The organism is Chitinophaga sp. 9-1-y (assembly GCF_059511905.2).
Map to the genome: position 1 here is coordinate 542,984 of NZ_CM197955.1, position 15,842 is coordinate 558,825.

Below are 15,842 nucleotides of genomic sequence, written 5' to 3' on the forward strand. Positions count from 1 at the left end.
ATAAAGAGAAAGAGCTGTTTCATTTTTGAGGCAGCTCTTTTTTAAACCGGTATATCATGTTAATAAGGCTTTGTTTATGGTTACTCTGTGCCGGCGGATGTTTATCTGCCCTGGGGCAAACCTATGAGCGGCCAACGCTCCTTGCAAAAATGCCTGCCTTGAAAAGAGAAGTAACGGGTCGTTTTACCGTGTTTGTTTTTTTATCGCCGGAATGCCCGTTGTGTAAAAACTATAGTGTGGTGCTGAAGCAATTGAGTGAGCAGTATACAGGGCAGGTGAGGTTTGTGGGAATTGTACCGGGCAAAGCATATTCACGTAAAGATATCCGGTATTTCAGAAAGCATTATGTTATTCCGTTTGCTATTCATCCCGACCGTGACAAAGCCCTAAGTATTTACCTGGAGGCGACGGTTACGCCGGAAGTATTGCTGTTGAATGAGGCGGGTACCGCGCTTTACCGGGGCGCCATTGATAACTGGGCAGTAAATCTCGGTAAAAAAAGACCAGCAGCTACGGAACATTACCTGGAGGCTGCGATCAAACAGAGTTTGCAACAGCAGCCGGTAGTATTGTCCCATACACCGCCGGTAGGATGTTTAATGAATGATTTTTAAGGTAGCTCCAGTGGTAATGTTTCATCGCCTGGTTCGTAAGGCAGGGTAAGCATTACGAGGGTGAGCATTTCATCTGTACTTTTCATGTCTCCGCTTGAATAAATGGTTTGCGGTGGATTAAACGGATTATTAGGATTTTCGGCGGTATTGTCGTAGGTGCCTTCCACCGTGAGTACAGAGCCCCGCGGTATTTTTACCAGTTGTTTAAAACGATAGAGTTCCTGCCACTTAAAATCCCAGTCAGCAATGTTTACTAACCGAATGGTATCGCCTTGTGGTGTAACGGCATAGGCCGTGAATTTTTTTCCCAGCAGGTGCATATGTGGCCACACGTATAGCAATGACTGATCCATAGCCGGTGTGGTTACTTTCACCGTGAATGTTTTCACCCGGTTGGGTTGAATATAAAAATAGGGATCAATATCTTTTTCGCCTATGCCACCGGAGCCAATGCTGATCAGGTTTATTTTACGTTTGACGGGTGTTTTGGTAAAGAAGATATTGAGTCCGCTGATATCTTCTGCTGCTTTGCCTTGCGGGGCATAGTGCATGGTGAGCAGGATGGCGCCTTTACGGGGCATTACCCAGCCCATGTCTTTAGGGTAGGACTCATAAGAAGCACCAGGAATCCAGCCACCGTAGTAAATCATATTTTGTTGCAGGGGGCGATATTGTTCACTTTTGCGGCGGTCGTCTTCTGTTACGTTGATAAAGTCATCGCCGGCGTTCAAATCCATGCCGGGAGGGGCTGTACAGATAGCATAGTTAGCGTGGTGTACTAATTTTTTATTTCCGGAGATAAATTCAATGGCTTCCACATTCATAGAGTCGGCCAGTTCGAAGGGGATACGGAATACTACAAATCGTTCCAGGTTATCACCTTTGACGAGGAAGGGTTTGGACATTTTCAGCACGAGGTCGGGCTGGCGATGGTATTGGGTACCGGTGGTAAAGGGAGGGATATTATTTATTGCGGTGGGCTTGCCTTTGGGCGCTTTATCATTTACCCAGGTAGCAATGAGTTGGATTTCTGATTCACTGAGTCGTCTTTCATTAGCAAAGGAAGTATAGTGCACATCAGGTTTCCAGGGTGGCATATACCGGCTTTCGGTGACCTTTTTGATGAAGTTGGCGCGGCGGGCTACATCATCATAGGTAATGAGTGGGAAGGGGCCTGATTCGCCGGGACGGTGGCAGGGGGTACAATTGCGATGGATGATAGGAGCGATATCGGTGTAGAAGGTTACCTGCTGTGCGAAGCTGGTGAAAGCGAAGAGCAGGAGGAATCCTAAGGCAAACGTTGTTTTTTTCATACGGTTGTTAAAGAAGCAGGTTTGAGCGGGATAAAAAATATCTGCTCAAACCTGCTGTATACAATGGGTATCAGTGACTATTTTTTATCCCACCAGATTCTGCCGAAGATATCGGTAGGCACACCGAAGTCAGGATCTTTGCGCATGTCATCGATCGCTTTTGTCCGGTTAGCGTAGTTGAGATCACCACTTAGTGGGTAGTTGATCACGTATCTACGAGGCATGGTGAGTGGTTGTCCGTCGCCTTTGAGTGCTTCCAGTGCGAGGCTGGTAGTGGTATTAGGCATATCGGTTCTTTTAATCAGTGCCCACGCTTCATTCGGTAATTTGAAGTAGTTAAGGTACTGTTGTATCGTAATTTGTTCCAGTGCTTTGGCCGGATTGAAAACGATGTTAGGCTGTTGTTTGTAGGTGTCTATTTCGGTAGAGAGTACCGCAGCATAGTCGTCTATTTTTGCAACGGAGGCAATGCGGTCGTATGATTTGATAGATGCCTCTATTCCTTTGTAATACCAGGTTTCAGCTGATTCGGTGGTGATGCCTCTGGCTGCTAATTCAGCGCGCATAAAGCATACATCGGCATAGGAAATCAGGTAAAAAGTGGTGAGCCCGGTACCACTGGAGTATTCCGACTGAAACAGCTTTTGCTGGATAGGAGAAATCGTATCAAGTGTAACATCTTTGGTGCCGTCTTTGATGACGATGCTGGCAAAGAAGCGTTTTTTGTCGTCGTCTTTGTTGGCATCGGGGCTGGCGTATTGGCCGTAGTATTGGCGTGGATTCCATACAGCAGCAGCATCTATTTTTCCTTGTAGTTTAGCGGCATCAAAGTTTGCTTTGGTCCAGCTGTTTTTGCGGAAAAACAGGCGTAGTCTTGGATCCAGGGTATTCCATAAGTAGTCGATCACATTTTTTTCGCCGGAGAAACCATTGTCCGGATATGGGTTCCAGTTACCGCCAGCAGTGAAACCGGATCCGCCGGTAAATGTCCATTCTTCTTCCAGTGCGTTGATCACCCCCCCATTATCGGCCAGCACTTCTGCAGCGATTGCCTTTACTTTTTCCGGATCACGTTTGGTGAGGCGCATGGCGATTTTTAAGCGCAGCGTATTACCTACCTTGATCCATTTTTGGATGGAAGCCTGGTCTCCGTTGAAATAGAGATCGTTGGCGCCCATTAACTCCTGGATGGCAGTAGGGGTGGACTTCAATACAGCAACTGCATCTTTTAATTCTTTATCAAAGATGTTATATAATTCCTGTTGTGATTGATAGGCGGGTGTTACAGTACCTCCTTTGCGGGCGGATAAAGCATCTACATAAGCAAGGCTGCCATTGGGATCAGACACATACCATGCATAATACACTTTCAGAATACCGGCGATGGAGCGGATATAAGCGTACTTTTCTTTTTCGCCGGCGGCCATCAGGTCTATCTGATCCTGGGCTTGTACCAGCAGCGGACCAACACCAACATAGAAGGTGGAATAACGGCCATTGGTACTATTGGCCTGGCTGGCGAAGTTGACGCCATTACCATTTTTGCGCACAAATTGTTGTGTCCAGTTAGAAATGGCGCGGGTGTTATCGTAAAATGCTTCGAAGCTGTTATCGTGCATTTTAACAATTGCGGCAGTGATGAGCGGTTTAGGCGTTATACTTAATATGAGATCCGGATCGGTATTAAATTCTGCGAGTTTTTCTCTGCTACAGGAGAGGGTAAGCATACCCAGCGCCAATGTAACAATGGCATAAGGCCGGGTGAGATAAAAGTATTTTTTCATTTTCATACTTAATAATTTTGATCAACTTCAAATGGCCGTTTGGTTAGAAACTGGCATTAACAGTAAAGTACATGGAACGTGAAAACGGTGTACCACCACCGAGGAAAGCTGCACCGGAACCACTGGAGATATAATCTTCCGGATTCAGGTTGTCAGGGAGGCTGTTGTACAGGTACATCAGGTTTCTGCCACCAACTGTTACTCTCAGGCCATTGAATTTAATTTTGGAAGCAAAGCGTGCCGGCAGGTCATAGCTCAAAGAAGCATCACGTAAGCTTACCCAGGAAGATTCGTGGGCAGATCTTTCGCGGATACCTGCAAACCAACTGAATGCATTATAGTAGTAAGCATACGCGCGTACAGGGCGAACAATACCTTTTTCGTAAGCTTCCTGGTAAGTCATACCACCTACGTTGTGGTTCTGACCATCAATACCTAATCTTACGGTACCATCTGCAAAAACACCATCCGGGATGATGCCATCTGTGCGTGTAACGCCTGCAGCGTCTTTGAATTCAATTCCACCAAGGTCTTTGGTACGGCCTGGCAGGGTGTTTTGCATCATCCCCAGTTGGGAACCGTAGTTGTAACTGTTGGAGTATACATAACCGCCAAACTTGGCATCCAGCAAAAAGGAAAGGGAGAATGCTTTATAGTTGAAAGTGTTTCTCAGGCTTCCCATGAATTTCGGGGCGGTGGGTCCGATCACCGCTTCTTTATCAACCGCGTTAGGGTCGTTGGTTTGACGAAGGAACACGCCATTGGCCTGCAGCACAGGTTTACCATTCAGTGCGCTGGCAACAGGTTTGCCGTTCGCATCTTTTGCCTGGTAACGTGCATAGCCATAGGCTGCTACCATGGTGCCATATTCTCCTCCTACCACAGCTACAGTGCGAATACCGTCGTCCCCTTCGAGACTAACTTTGGTAACGCCTGGAGCGAGGTCTATGATTTTACCACGATTACGGGTATAGTTGAAATAGACATCCCAGGAGAAATTTTTATTTTTTACCGGGGAGCCATACAATGACAGTTCGATACCGGAATTCTGTACGTTTCCACTGTTGATCAGGGCTCTCTCTATACCTGATTCCATAGGAGCGGCCATTTCAATAATTTGTTTCCGGGTATTCTGCTTGTAATAAGTCAGGTCAGCACCGAGTCGGTTACTGAAAAATTTCAGCTCTGTACCGAATTCAATTTTGGTACTTTTTTCTGGTACCAGGTTCAGGTTACCGAGTGTACTGGATGCAAAATTGTATCGCTGTATACTTCCTCCTGTGGAATTGATGTAATCTGATGCGGCTTGAAATGCACCAATATTGGTTTTATAAACGGCGGTACCATTACCTGCAAGAATATAAGAAGCCCTTAATTTACCATAGGTGACATAAGAAGGTAGTTTAAAGGTTTCTGTAAATATCCACGCCAGGTCGGCTCCGGGATAGAAATAGGAATAATCTCCATGTCCATCAGGATATAAAAGCGTAGAGTTCCAGTCGTTACGTCCATATACGTTCAGTGTCAGCATGTCTTTCCAGCCAATGCTGCCCTGGAAAAAGCCTGATACCGTCCTGTATTTGCTGGGCGATAATTCTTCTGCGTAGGGAATATCTACTGAATTCGTTAAGCGATATACGCCGGGGATTTTTAATCCTTTCCTGGTATAGCCAATGTTGCCTTTAGTTTCTGAATTATTCAGTTCCGCACCTACCTGCAGGAATAAATCAAAAGCATTGATTTGCTTATTGATGTTAAAGTTACCTTTCAAGCGGGTTTGCAGTATTCTTTTTAAAGAGCTATAATAGCTGCCATCCCCACCAGTAAAGCCAGGATCGCGTCCTAATTTTGTTTTCTCTAAAGAAGTAGCATACAGATTTATGCTGGAGCTGCCTTCAAAAGTTAACCATGGTGTAAGTGTGACTTTTGAGATCAGGTTTCCACGGAAGTTATCTTCAATCTGGCGCTGGTTATCTTTGTTAAGCGTGAACCAGATGCTGGAGTTACCGGTAGGATCGTCCTGGTTGATACCACCTTTTACAGAGTCGATGTAATGTGTTCTCCAATAAGCTGCATCATAGTTTCTTGGCAAACCAAATGACAGGTTATAGATCATGTTATTATCACCGCCGGAGTAATTTGGATTGTAGGCATTGCTGCGTACATAGGCTACCGTACCGTCCAGCATTACGTTTTTGGATAAGCGATGCGTAGCGCGCATGTTAAAGCTGTTGCGCTTGAAATCGTTTCTTGGCGTGGTACCGGCGCTGCTGTTGTTAGAATAGGAGAAGCGGAAGGTAGTAACTTCATTACCGCCTTCTACCGCCAGGTTGGTATTAATAAATTTACCGGTACGGTAAAGGTCTACTACCTTTTGCGGAGAGTTTTTGATCAGCCTGCCGTTGATATCGCGTACGATATCTCCGTTCATTTCAGGGCCAAATCCGTAGCCATAAGTATTGGGATTTATTTCGTTGATGCCATCACTGCCTTTAACAAAGTCTTCTGTGCTGGTACCTGATCCGAAACGGTTTTGATAAGCAATAGTAGCATAAGGTTTCTCGTATGATTCGGTATGGCTAAGCGATACACCGAGACCTTTTTTAGAATATCCTTTTTTAGTAGTAATCAGGATTACACCATTAGCGGCACGGTTACCATATAGCGCGGTTACCGCACCTCCTTTCAGTACAGAAAGGGACGCAATATCATCCGGGTTAAGGTTTTTCAGGATATTACCAAAGTCTTGTTCTCCACCTTTGTTGGGTAATACTACCTGGTCGTCCAATACAATACCGTCTACTACGATGAGGGGCGTATTTCTGAAGGGATCGAGGGAGGCACTTCCCCTGATCAGGAAACGGGTAGTAGCCTGAGGGCCGCCATTACCCGGCGTTACCTGTAAGCCTGGTACCAGGCCTTGTAAAGCAGCTATTGGGTTTACGGTGTTGGCGCGGGTGATATCTTCTCCTTTGACTTCTGTAACAGCATAACCCAGGGAGCGTTTTTTACGTTCTTCTCCAAAACCGGTGATGACTACTTCACCCAGTTTGGCTTCATCTTCCTGTAATACTATATTCAGGCTATTTTTTCCCCTGGTAGATGTTTCCGAAGGGGTAAAACCCAATGCACGAAACATTAATACGGCGTCATCTGCTACGTTATTTATAGTAAAATTACCTTCCGGGCTTGAGATGGCGCCGGTGTTTTTACCTTTTACGCGGATCGTCACACCGGGAATAGGGCGGCCCTTGGCGTCTTTTACACTACCAAAAACAGACTTGGTAGTAGTATCCACTACCGCCAATAAGTTAGACCTTTCCGGTGTTTTCAATTTTACCAGGATGTTTTTTTCCATAACAACATAGTCCAGCGGCTGGTCCCGGAACAGGGTTGTCAGCGCATCGTTGAGCGATGCGTCTTTCATGTTGACATTAACCGGGTTGCCGGCTGCAATGACATTTTTTTTGTACAGGAAAAGGTAGCCCGTTTGCTGTTCAATTTTTTTAAAGGCTTGTTGCAGGGAGAGGCGTTGACCGGTTAAAGTAACCTTTTGGGAAAAGGCGGTTGCACTCACGTGCATGGCGCCTACCAGCAAAAGTATTACAGACAATTTCACAACCATCCATGTTTTAGAGTGTAAAAATGCGGTGCCGCACTTGTTTTGGCACCAAGCGGTAAAAATCATACATTTGATTTTAGGTAAGGAAATATGTGTTTCGCGACGATATTTAATTGCCTGTACAACCGGAGATGCGCTAACATCGCCGGTTTTTTTATTCGGCAAAAGTTACTGTTGGATACTGTTTATTCGGCACATGTTTTTAAGGATGAATAATAGCTTTTGGTTGTACATATCGTTGACCCTCCGGGTTTGACGGAGGTATATCTTTGGTTGACTGATATTATATAAGATTCCTGGTGGGGAATGCTTTGAACGCGTTTGTTACCCTGATACTTAGTTATAAATAGTTACTTTATGTCCATCCACCGAATATTTGATGCCGGCGGTATATTCCAGCATTTTTAATACCTGTGAGATGTTGTAATTGCGGGAAATTTTACCGCTGATTTCATCTGCAGAGGGCGTACCGGCATATACAATTTCCACATCATACCATCTGGCTATCTGGCGCATAATAGTAGGCAGGTCCATATCACGGAAGGCGAACTGGTCATTTTTCCAGGCAATGGTTTCTTCTGTGTCTACGTTTTTTACCTGCAAGGCTCCGCTGCTGGCGTTGATGTTGGCTTGCTGGCCGGGTGATAAAATAGTTTGTCCATTGTTGTTGCTCACTTTTACGGCTCCTTCCAGGAGTGTTGTCAGGGTCGCTTTCTCATCAGCATAAGCATTGATATTGAAATGAGTACCCAGTACTTCTATGGTTGACTTATTAGTGTGTACGGTAAACGGTTTGGCAGCGTTGGCAGCCACTTCAAAGTAGGCTTCTCCCGAAAGCTCCACTGTCCTGGTGTTACCCACGAAGGCCGTAGGATATTTCAGGGAACTGGCGGCGTTTAGCCATGCTTTGGTACCATCAGGCAGGGTTACCTGGTATTCACCTCCACGGGGGGTAGTTAGCACATTATATTGTACGGTAGCATTGGCAGCAGCGATGCCACTGTAAGCCAGCTGTCCGCTGTCTGTTTGCATGATTTTGATATTTCCCTGTTGGGCCAGCATGCCACTACGGCTGCTATCCAGTGTAATCCGGGAGCCATCCGCCAGTTGTAAGGTGGCTTTGGTAATGCCGGGGGCGATGTCGTTTTTTACCTGGCTTTTGCCGGCAAATTTTGCGGGGGCGGGCGTATGGTTGGTTTTCCACCACCAGGTGCCGGCAGCCAGCAATAATACTCCTGTGGTAATTGCCGCTACCATCAGGCCGGTACGACGCGGCCGTTTCCGGATCGCCACTTCTATGGCGTTGGTAGCCAATACCTGTTGTAACATGACCGCACTCTCCGCTTCGCTGAAGTGAGGAGTGTCTGGCTGTAACTCTTCCCAGGTTTCATTCATCAGCTCTTTTACGAGGGCATCGTTTTCCGGCTGCGCAATCAGTTCCATCAGCTCCTGCTTTTCAGCCAGGGTAGCCGTTTTGTCGATATACCGATGAAATAATGCGATAAGCCTTTTGTCGTTCATGCTACGTGAATTAGCTGCCGTGTTTAATCTAAAGACACAGCGAATTAAAAAAAGGGGGTATTGCCCCGAAATTTTTTTTTATAATTTATGATGGAAGCATAAAAAAACGGGTGCCAGCAGGGGAGCATTGATTTTAATGAAGTTGGCAATTGCTTTTACAGAGAGCTGTACATATTTCTTGACCGTTTCTTTTGAAATGCCCATTTGCCTGGCAATTTCGGCATGTTTAAGCCCTTCCTTGCGGCTTAACAGGTATACCTGCTGCTGCTGGGGAGGTAGTTGTGCCACCGCACTGTCGATCAGGGAAAAGTAATCGGTATCGGGAGGCGAGATTTCAGTGACAGGCGATGTGGCCGTGCTTACGTATTGTCCATACTGGACCTGCTTTTTACGGTCGTTGGCTGATTTACGCAAACAGTTAAGCGTATAATTGCGGGTAAGTATAAAAAGATAGGCGGTAAACTTTTCTACTGCGGATAGTTCCTGCCGGTTCATCCAGATTTTGATAAAAACATCCTGCACTATCTCTGCCGTCATTTCCGTGGATTCCGTCAGGGTCATTACAAACGTTCCCAAAGGTTGATGGTAAGCATTAAATAGCGTGGTAAATGCTTTTTCATCTCCCCCGGCTACCTGCGCCAGCAATATTGATTCATTATGAACAGACGTTATAGCCAATCTTTATGAAACTGTTTTTGATAAATTTAGGAAAAACGACAAATTAGTTCAAAACTGGTTGATAATTGTACCCGTTATACTTTCGGAGGCTAAATATAAAACCTTAATCCGGAATTATCATCCGGTTACGGGTGCATAGTGAGGGAATGTATTAACCGTATCGTTTTATCTGGTCAAAGAAAAGCCCCCACCGCAAAGTGTGGGGGCTGCAAAACAGGGGACTGGATTATTTTTTACGGATATCGCAAAGCATATCTGAATGGATGTTGAGTGCAATGTTGGTCAGGTTATATAGATGCTCACTGCCTACCAGCCATACAATCTCACAAATTTCCCTTTCTGAATAATATGCAGACAGTTGAGCAAAAGTATCCGGATCCATTTTTTTCTCACGGGTAAGGAGTGTTACATAATCCAGCACAGCCCGTTCGGCGGCAGAGAAAAGCGGGCTGGTAGCATAGTGTTGCAACGCATCAAATTTGGCTTCATTCATCGACTCCTGTATAACGCTTAGCCTGGCGGCATCCATGCAAAACAGGCAGATGTTCAGGCGGGCTACCTGTTCCCGTATCAGCATCACCGTTTCCCGGGGTAATATCAGCTTTTTATCTAACTGGGATACTTTCCCGTAAAACATACCAAAAGCGGTGGGCAGCCTGGCTGAGTGTACTTTCAGCGGCATCAGTACTTTACCAAATTGCTTACGGGTAAAGAAATAAGCGATTTTCATCATCAGCCCTGCGGGCTTTTCTATGGGAGACAGAAAGGTATCCATTGTGTATGTGTTTTTAATTGTTACATCCTTATAAGGACTGAACTATTAAAAACTGGACAGGGAACCGTTATTTTTTTTAGTTATTGTAAGAAGTCGGTTACTTCCGTAATGGTTTGACGGGCGGTACGGCCTACTCCGATAATAGTGGCAGAAGCAAAGCCGGTCCAGGAGCCGTATCCCATTAGCCACAGGCCACTAATGGCAGTAGCGCGGGTACCCTGTGTATGAATTTTTCCATCTGTTTGTGTAATACCCAATGGCGCCAGGTGCGAGAGGGCGGGCTTATAGCCGGTACAAAAAATAACCGCATCAACCGCCTCCTGCCAGCCGGTATTCCAGCCTAATCCGGCATCGTAAAAATGATCGAAAGGAGGAAGTGCATTTTCATATATTCCTCTTGCACGTGCTTCTTTTACAGCGGGCACCATTACAATTTTACCAATGGAGAGTGGCTGATAATCTTTGCCCTGTTTCTGGGCTTCGTATTGTTGGGTGGCGGCATCAAACAAGTCTTTGCCATCGATATTATCCGGCAGGAACTCAGGTGGTTTGCGGGTTATCCATACGGTATGGGCTACCTGTGAAATTTCTGCCAGGATCTGTGCACCGGAATTGCCTTCGCCTACAATGGCTACCCGTAAGCCGGTGAAAGGCGCCGGTTCCTGGTATTGCGATGCATGTATTAATGCACCCTGGAAAATGTCCATGCCCGGTATCTCCGGCGTATAGGGATTGGTATAAATGCCGGTTGCGCTGATCACCGCTTTGGCAAAATAATTCCCTGTGGTAGTCGTCAGCACAAAAATGTCTGCATCTTTATGTACCGCTGTTACTTTTACGGGTCTGACTACCGGGAATTGGTAGCGGGTTTCATACGATTGCAGGTATTGCAGAAATTCTGCGCGGGTGGGGTAATAATGTTGTCCACCGGGCATTAACACGCCGGGAAGGGAACTCCATTGCGCTGGCGAAAATAAAGCCAGGGAGGCCCAGCAATGTTGCCACGCACCACCAGGCTGCGTTTCATTGTCGAGGAGGAGATAGTTGAAAGAAGTTCTACGGAGGTAATAAGCTGCCGACAGCGCGGTTTGACCGCCTCCTATAATAATCACATCATATATCGTGCTGCTTGCTGTTGTCATATCGCCGAAGTGTTAGGTGTTCCTGTGAAGATAAAAACCTTTATGCGGAATGCCGTTCTTTTTTATATGTCCTGGTGGCCATTATTACCAAATTGTTAACCCGTAAAACCGACTAGGAATATTTTAATTCATGAACGTACTCTCTCTGTAAACACCCAAAGCAGGGATATGGACAAACAGTTACTTGAAAAGTATTTTAAAGGAGATTGTACCGAACAGGAAGCCGCTACGGTAGAAGGCTGGCTGGGCGGAGGCGATACTCCGTTACTGGACGAGTTTATGATGGAGCAATGGAAAGCTGCCAATGACACCGTGGTGATGAAGCCCAGGATATACCGGCGTTGGTATGGAGCAGCGGCGGCTGCCGTATTGGGAACCATTGCCCTGGCTACATTTTTCTGGCAGCAACGTGCGGCCCCTCGCCCGGTTGCCGTAAAATGGGATACCCTCAGTAATAAAACCAACAACATACAATTGTTTACCATGACAGATGGTAGCGAAATATGGCTGAATGCTCACTCTGCTGTTATTTGTGAACAGTCATATAATAAAACGCGGCGGGAGCTGTGGTTGAATGGGGAGGCTTATTTCAAAGTAGTGAAAGATGACCATCGTCCCTTCCTGGTGCATACCGGTAATATTACCACCAGGGTACTTGGTACCTCTTTTAATATTGCTACTGCCAACAAAGCAGATGGTAGCATACAAGTGAGTTTAGTGGAAGGAAAAGTAGCTGTTAGCCTGCCGGATAGTACGGATAAAATATTGTTGCCCGGACAAATGTTACAGTATGTGCATGGGAAAGACCCGCAGCTGCTCACATTTGCAGATAATGAAGTATTGGATTGGAAGAAAGGAAAAATCTATTTCGATAATACCCTGTTAGCCGATGCGCTGGCGAAGTTACAACAGCGCTATGGTTGCAGCATTGTACTGGAAGAAAAACAGTTAGCTAAAAAGAAAATCTCTGGTGAATTCAGCCGGGATATGTCATTGGAAAGAATATTATCCACCCTGGAGTATGTGCATAACATTTCATTTGTCCGGGTAGATGATAGCACCTTCCACGCACGTAGCAAAAAGTAGCGATCATCATTTAAATCAACATAAAAATAAAGTACAGCCTTATGCAAAAATCTACGAATGGATTTTGTACAGGAAGAAGTGTGTCTTGTCATGTGATCTTTCTGTTAGTTTTATTTACCAGCCTGCAGCCATTGAAAAGCGTGGCGCAGTCATATAAATCGCTTACCGACAAAGTACAATTACAATTAGCCAGAACGAATGCTGCCAAGGTGGTGAAATCGTTACAGCAACAAACCCATTATACTTTTATCTATGATCCGGAATACCTGCAGCAGTGCGAATTAAACGACGTTAGATTTTCCGGAACACCTCTGGGAGAAGTATTGAACTATATAGACAATAATGCACCGATCGATATTGAATTAACGAAAGATAATGCCATTACGCTTCGCAAAGGAAGCAGTAACAAAGCAGCCAACAGAAATGGCGGCCGCATCACCGGGAAGGTAGTGGATAATAAGAATGAGCCACTGCCAGGCGTAACAGTCGCCGTGCAAGGCGGACAAGGTGCGGTGACGAATGTAGACGGTACCTATGACATTGCATTGCCCGCCGGAGTGTACAGTCTTACGTTTAGCTATATTTCTTTTGAAACGCGGAAGGTAACAGAAATCGCTGTGAAAGAAAACGGTGCCACCCCGCTGAATATCATACTGAAAAGCAATGGTTCGCGCCTGAAAGAGGTGACCGTTACCGGTAACTACCGCAAGGTTTCTATTGAGGGATTGTATGCTATACAGAAAAACAATGCGGCGATCACCGATGGGATCAGTGCAGAGCAGATTGCCCGTACGCCGGATAAAAACATTGGAGAGGTGTTGAAGCGTGTAAGCGGATTAGCTACTATGGATAACAAGTATGTAGTAGTACGCGGACTGAGCGAACGCTATAACCAGGCCGTACTGAATGGACAGGTAATGCCCAGCACAGAGTTGAACAGGAAGAATTTCAGCTTTGATATTATTCCTTCCAATATTGTGGAAAATGTAACGGTGGTGAAAACGATTACACCTGACCGTAGTGCGGAATTTGGAGGAGGATTGATAGAAGTAAATACACTGGATATTCCCACTACTAATTTTTTGAATGTATCGGTAGGAGGTAGTTATAATGACAAAACGGTGGGGAAGGATTTTTTGTCTTTACCATTGAGTGGAAGTGAGTACCGTGGGAGCGTAAATGATAGTCGCAAGTTATTAGGTACGCTTGACTGGAAAGACCGGGATGATATTATTAAGAAATTTCAGGAATCAGGAAAAACCTCGTTGCCGTTGAGTAATAACTGGGGGCTTACAAAATTCAAAGCGCCGGTATCGCCAAATTTTCAGGGATCAATAGGACATGTATTTCGTGGTGGTGGAGGTCAGCAATGGGGAGTAGTGGCATCGGTCAGCTACCGGAATACGATAGCTACACAGGATGCGATATTAGGTAGGGAGGGCTTTTCCTTTATTAATACGGATAGTGTGGGAACCGGGATATTCAAGGGTCAGCGCTATGGATTTACCACTAACCTGGGAGGCATGTTAGGTATTGGTTTCCGTACGGAAAAGAGCCGGGTTGGTTTTCAGTCGTTGTACCTGCGTACCCTTGATCAACAGCTTGTGGTGGGAACAGCGGCCACTAACGAGCATTTCCCGGGACGGCCTACTTTAGGGTATTTCGACAATACCATGCAGACCAGTTTGTGGCAGAATCTATTGAAGGGAGAGCATTCATTGGGCAGTCACGGCGTAAAGCTGAAATGGACGGGTAGCTATTTGAAATTGGACAGACAGAAGCCAGACAACCATCAGTTGTTGGCGGAATACAAGCAAGTAGATGGCGCCGGGTTAAATGAATATAACATTAGAAATCCTGTCAGCAATCTTTCTGAAGGTGTTTTACGCTGGTGGAGCCGGGCTCTGGAAAATAATTATAACTGGGATGCGGCGGTATCCGTTCCGTTTAAGTGGAATGCCGGTAAAGTGGCTGTTGAAAATACATTTAAGGGTGGGTATGCCGGTTGGGTAAAAGACAGATTATTTTTTGTACTGAATACGGCCTCTAAGTTTGAGAACAAGAATGAGACTTATTATCCGCTGTCTACTGCGTTTAGTGCAGAGAATAATGTAGCGTCGACCGTGAATCAGTTCGGCGATAATTTTAAGCGGAAGTCGGCTGCTTTACATGCCTTGTATGCGATGTTCGATCATAAAATAGGTAACAAGTTAAGACTGGTATGGGGTGTAAGAGCAGAGTATTATAATCTCAACCGGGTGAATGATGTATTGGACTCTAATTTTCGTAGTTATAACCGCCCACCTGGTCAGGAATTGGACTATACAGAATTGTTGAACCGGGAGCCCAACTGGCGTTTCTTCCCTTCAGCTAATATCACTTACTCGTTGACGCCTTCAATGAATATACGTGCCGCATATTCAACAAGTATTATACGTCCTGATTTGAGGGAGTTATCGGAGTTCAAAGAGTATGATTTTGAATTAGGTGGCCAGTATACAGGGGGGCTGATAAGGTCTACCACTATTAAACACTATGACTTCCGTTACGAGTGGTATCCCGGGCCTGGAGAAATTATTTCAGCTTCCTTATTCTATAAAGATCTTGCTTACCCGCTGGAAATATTTAAGATGGATAATAATATTTTTCAACTGAGAAATAGCAAGCAGGCAAAGAATTATGGTTTTGAGCTGGAAGTAAGAAAATCATTGGCTTTTTTGAAGGTGCCGGTTATCCGCAACATTACGTTATACGGAAATTTTACTTACCTGGATGCTAAAGTAAAGCCAATGGCGGTAGACACGAAGTTGAGTGATCCGGCTAATCCTTTTAAAGTAAAAGTAATAGAGTCGGTTGGGGATGAAGTAAGACGTCCGCAAATGGGAGCCAGTAATTATATGATAAATGCCGGGTTCTTTTATGATATGAAGCCGGTTACTTTTAGTCTTGTTTACAATAAAGTAACCAACCGTGTTTTTATACCGAATGTAGTTTATTATTTGTCGACTATGGAAAAGCCGCTGGAAGCATTGGATGCCCAGATTGGTGTGCGGTTATTGAAGAACAAAGCGTTAGTGAAATTGAATGTGGCAAATATTCTGAATAATTTCTCTGTCATTTATCAGAATGATTTTACGGAAGAAGAATATAAAGCATTCAAAGAGGGAACAAAAACGCCTACTAAATCTCAGTTGAATTACCAGGAAGGGAAAGATTTGAGGAGTTATAAACTAACACCCGGACGTACTTATAGCGCCACTTTTAGTTACGAATTTTAATCATGCCGTAACCAAATGGCCATATCAAA

10 protein-coding genes are annotated in these 15,842 nt (G+C 45.2%); 3 read left to right on the top strand and 7 right to left on the bottom strand.

Annotated elements, in window-relative coordinates; translation table 11 throughout:
* Positions 1 to 56: 56 nt before the first annotated feature.
* On the top strand, positions 57 to 614 hold the full coding sequence (locus AC5ZC7_RS02330) for a thioredoxin domain-containing protein (protein WP_496159772.1): 558 nt from the start codon (positions 57 to 59) through the stop codon (positions 612 to 614).
* Here AC5ZC7_RS02330 and AC5ZC7_RS02335 read toward each other — a convergent pair.
* From AC5ZC7_RS02335 to AC5ZC7_RS02365, 7 genes are all read right to left on the bottom strand, one after another.
* Complete coding sequence (locus AC5ZC7_RS02335; RefSeq protein WP_496159771.1) at positions 611 to 1,927, bottom strand: monooxygenase; 1,317 nt, start codon at positions 1,925 to 1,927, stop codon at positions 611 to 613. The two genes, AC5ZC7_RS02330 and AC5ZC7_RS02335, sit on opposite strands and share 4 nt — an antisense overlap.
* 77 nt (positions 1,928 to 2,004) lie before the next feature.
* On the bottom strand, positions 2,005 to 3,717 hold the full coding sequence (locus AC5ZC7_RS02340; RefSeq protein ID WP_496159770.1) for a SusD/RagB family nutrient-binding outer membrane lipoprotein: 1,713 nt from the start codon (positions 3,715 to 3,717) through the stop codon (positions 2,005 to 2,007).
* Positions 3,718 to 3,754: 37 nt separating this feature from the next.
* Positions 3,755 to 7,330 (bottom strand): SusC/RagA family TonB-linked outer membrane protein, encoded by a 3,576-nt coding sequence (locus AC5ZC7_RS02345; protein WP_496159769.1) that lies wholly within the window; start codon positions 7,328 to 7,330, stop codon positions 3,755 to 3,757.
* Between the two features lie 339 nt (positions 7,331 to 7,669).
* Entirely contained in the window at positions 7,670 to 8,854 is a 1,185-nt protein-coding gene (locus AC5ZC7_RS02350; RefSeq protein ID WP_496159768.1) for a FecR domain-containing protein, read from the bottom strand.
* A gap of 78 nt (positions 8,855 to 8,932) precedes the next feature.
* Positions 8,933 to 9,532 (bottom strand): RNA polymerase sigma-70 factor, encoded by a 600-nt coding sequence (locus tag AC5ZC7_RS02355; RefSeq protein ID WP_496159767.1) that lies wholly within the window; start codon positions 9,530 to 9,532, stop codon positions 8,933 to 8,935.
* Between the two features lie 226 nt (positions 9,533 to 9,758).
* Positions 9,759 to 10,307, bottom strand: coding sequence for a carboxymuconolactone decarboxylase family protein (locus tag AC5ZC7_RS02360; RefSeq protein ID WP_496159766.1), 549 nt, complete (start codon positions 10,305 to 10,307; stop codon positions 9,759 to 9,761).
* Positions 10,308 to 10,387: 80 nt separating this feature from the next.
* The gene (locus AC5ZC7_RS02365) at positions 10,388 to 11,449 is read right to left on the bottom strand and encodes an ArsO family NAD(P)H-dependent flavin-containing monooxygenase (protein WP_496159765.1); all 1,062 of its coding nucleotides are present in this window, start codon (positions 11,447 to 11,449) and stop codon (positions 10,388 to 10,390) included.
* A gap of 168 nt (positions 11,450 to 11,617) precedes the next feature.
* Here AC5ZC7_RS02365 and AC5ZC7_RS02370 point away from each other — a divergent pair, with 168 nt between their 5' ends.
* Positions 11,618 to 12,535, top strand: a complete 918-nt coding sequence (locus AC5ZC7_RS02370) for a FecR domain-containing protein (RefSeq protein WP_496159764.1) — start codon at positions 11,618 to 11,620, stop codon at positions 12,533 to 12,535.
* A 41-nt stretch (positions 12,536 to 12,576) separates the two neighbouring features.
* On the top strand, positions 12,577 to 15,813 hold the full coding sequence (locus AC5ZC7_RS02375; protein WP_496159763.1) for a TonB-dependent receptor domain-containing protein: 3,237 nt from the start codon (positions 12,577 to 12,579) through the stop codon (positions 15,811 to 15,813).
* Positions 15,814 to 15,842: the final 29 nt, after the last annotated feature.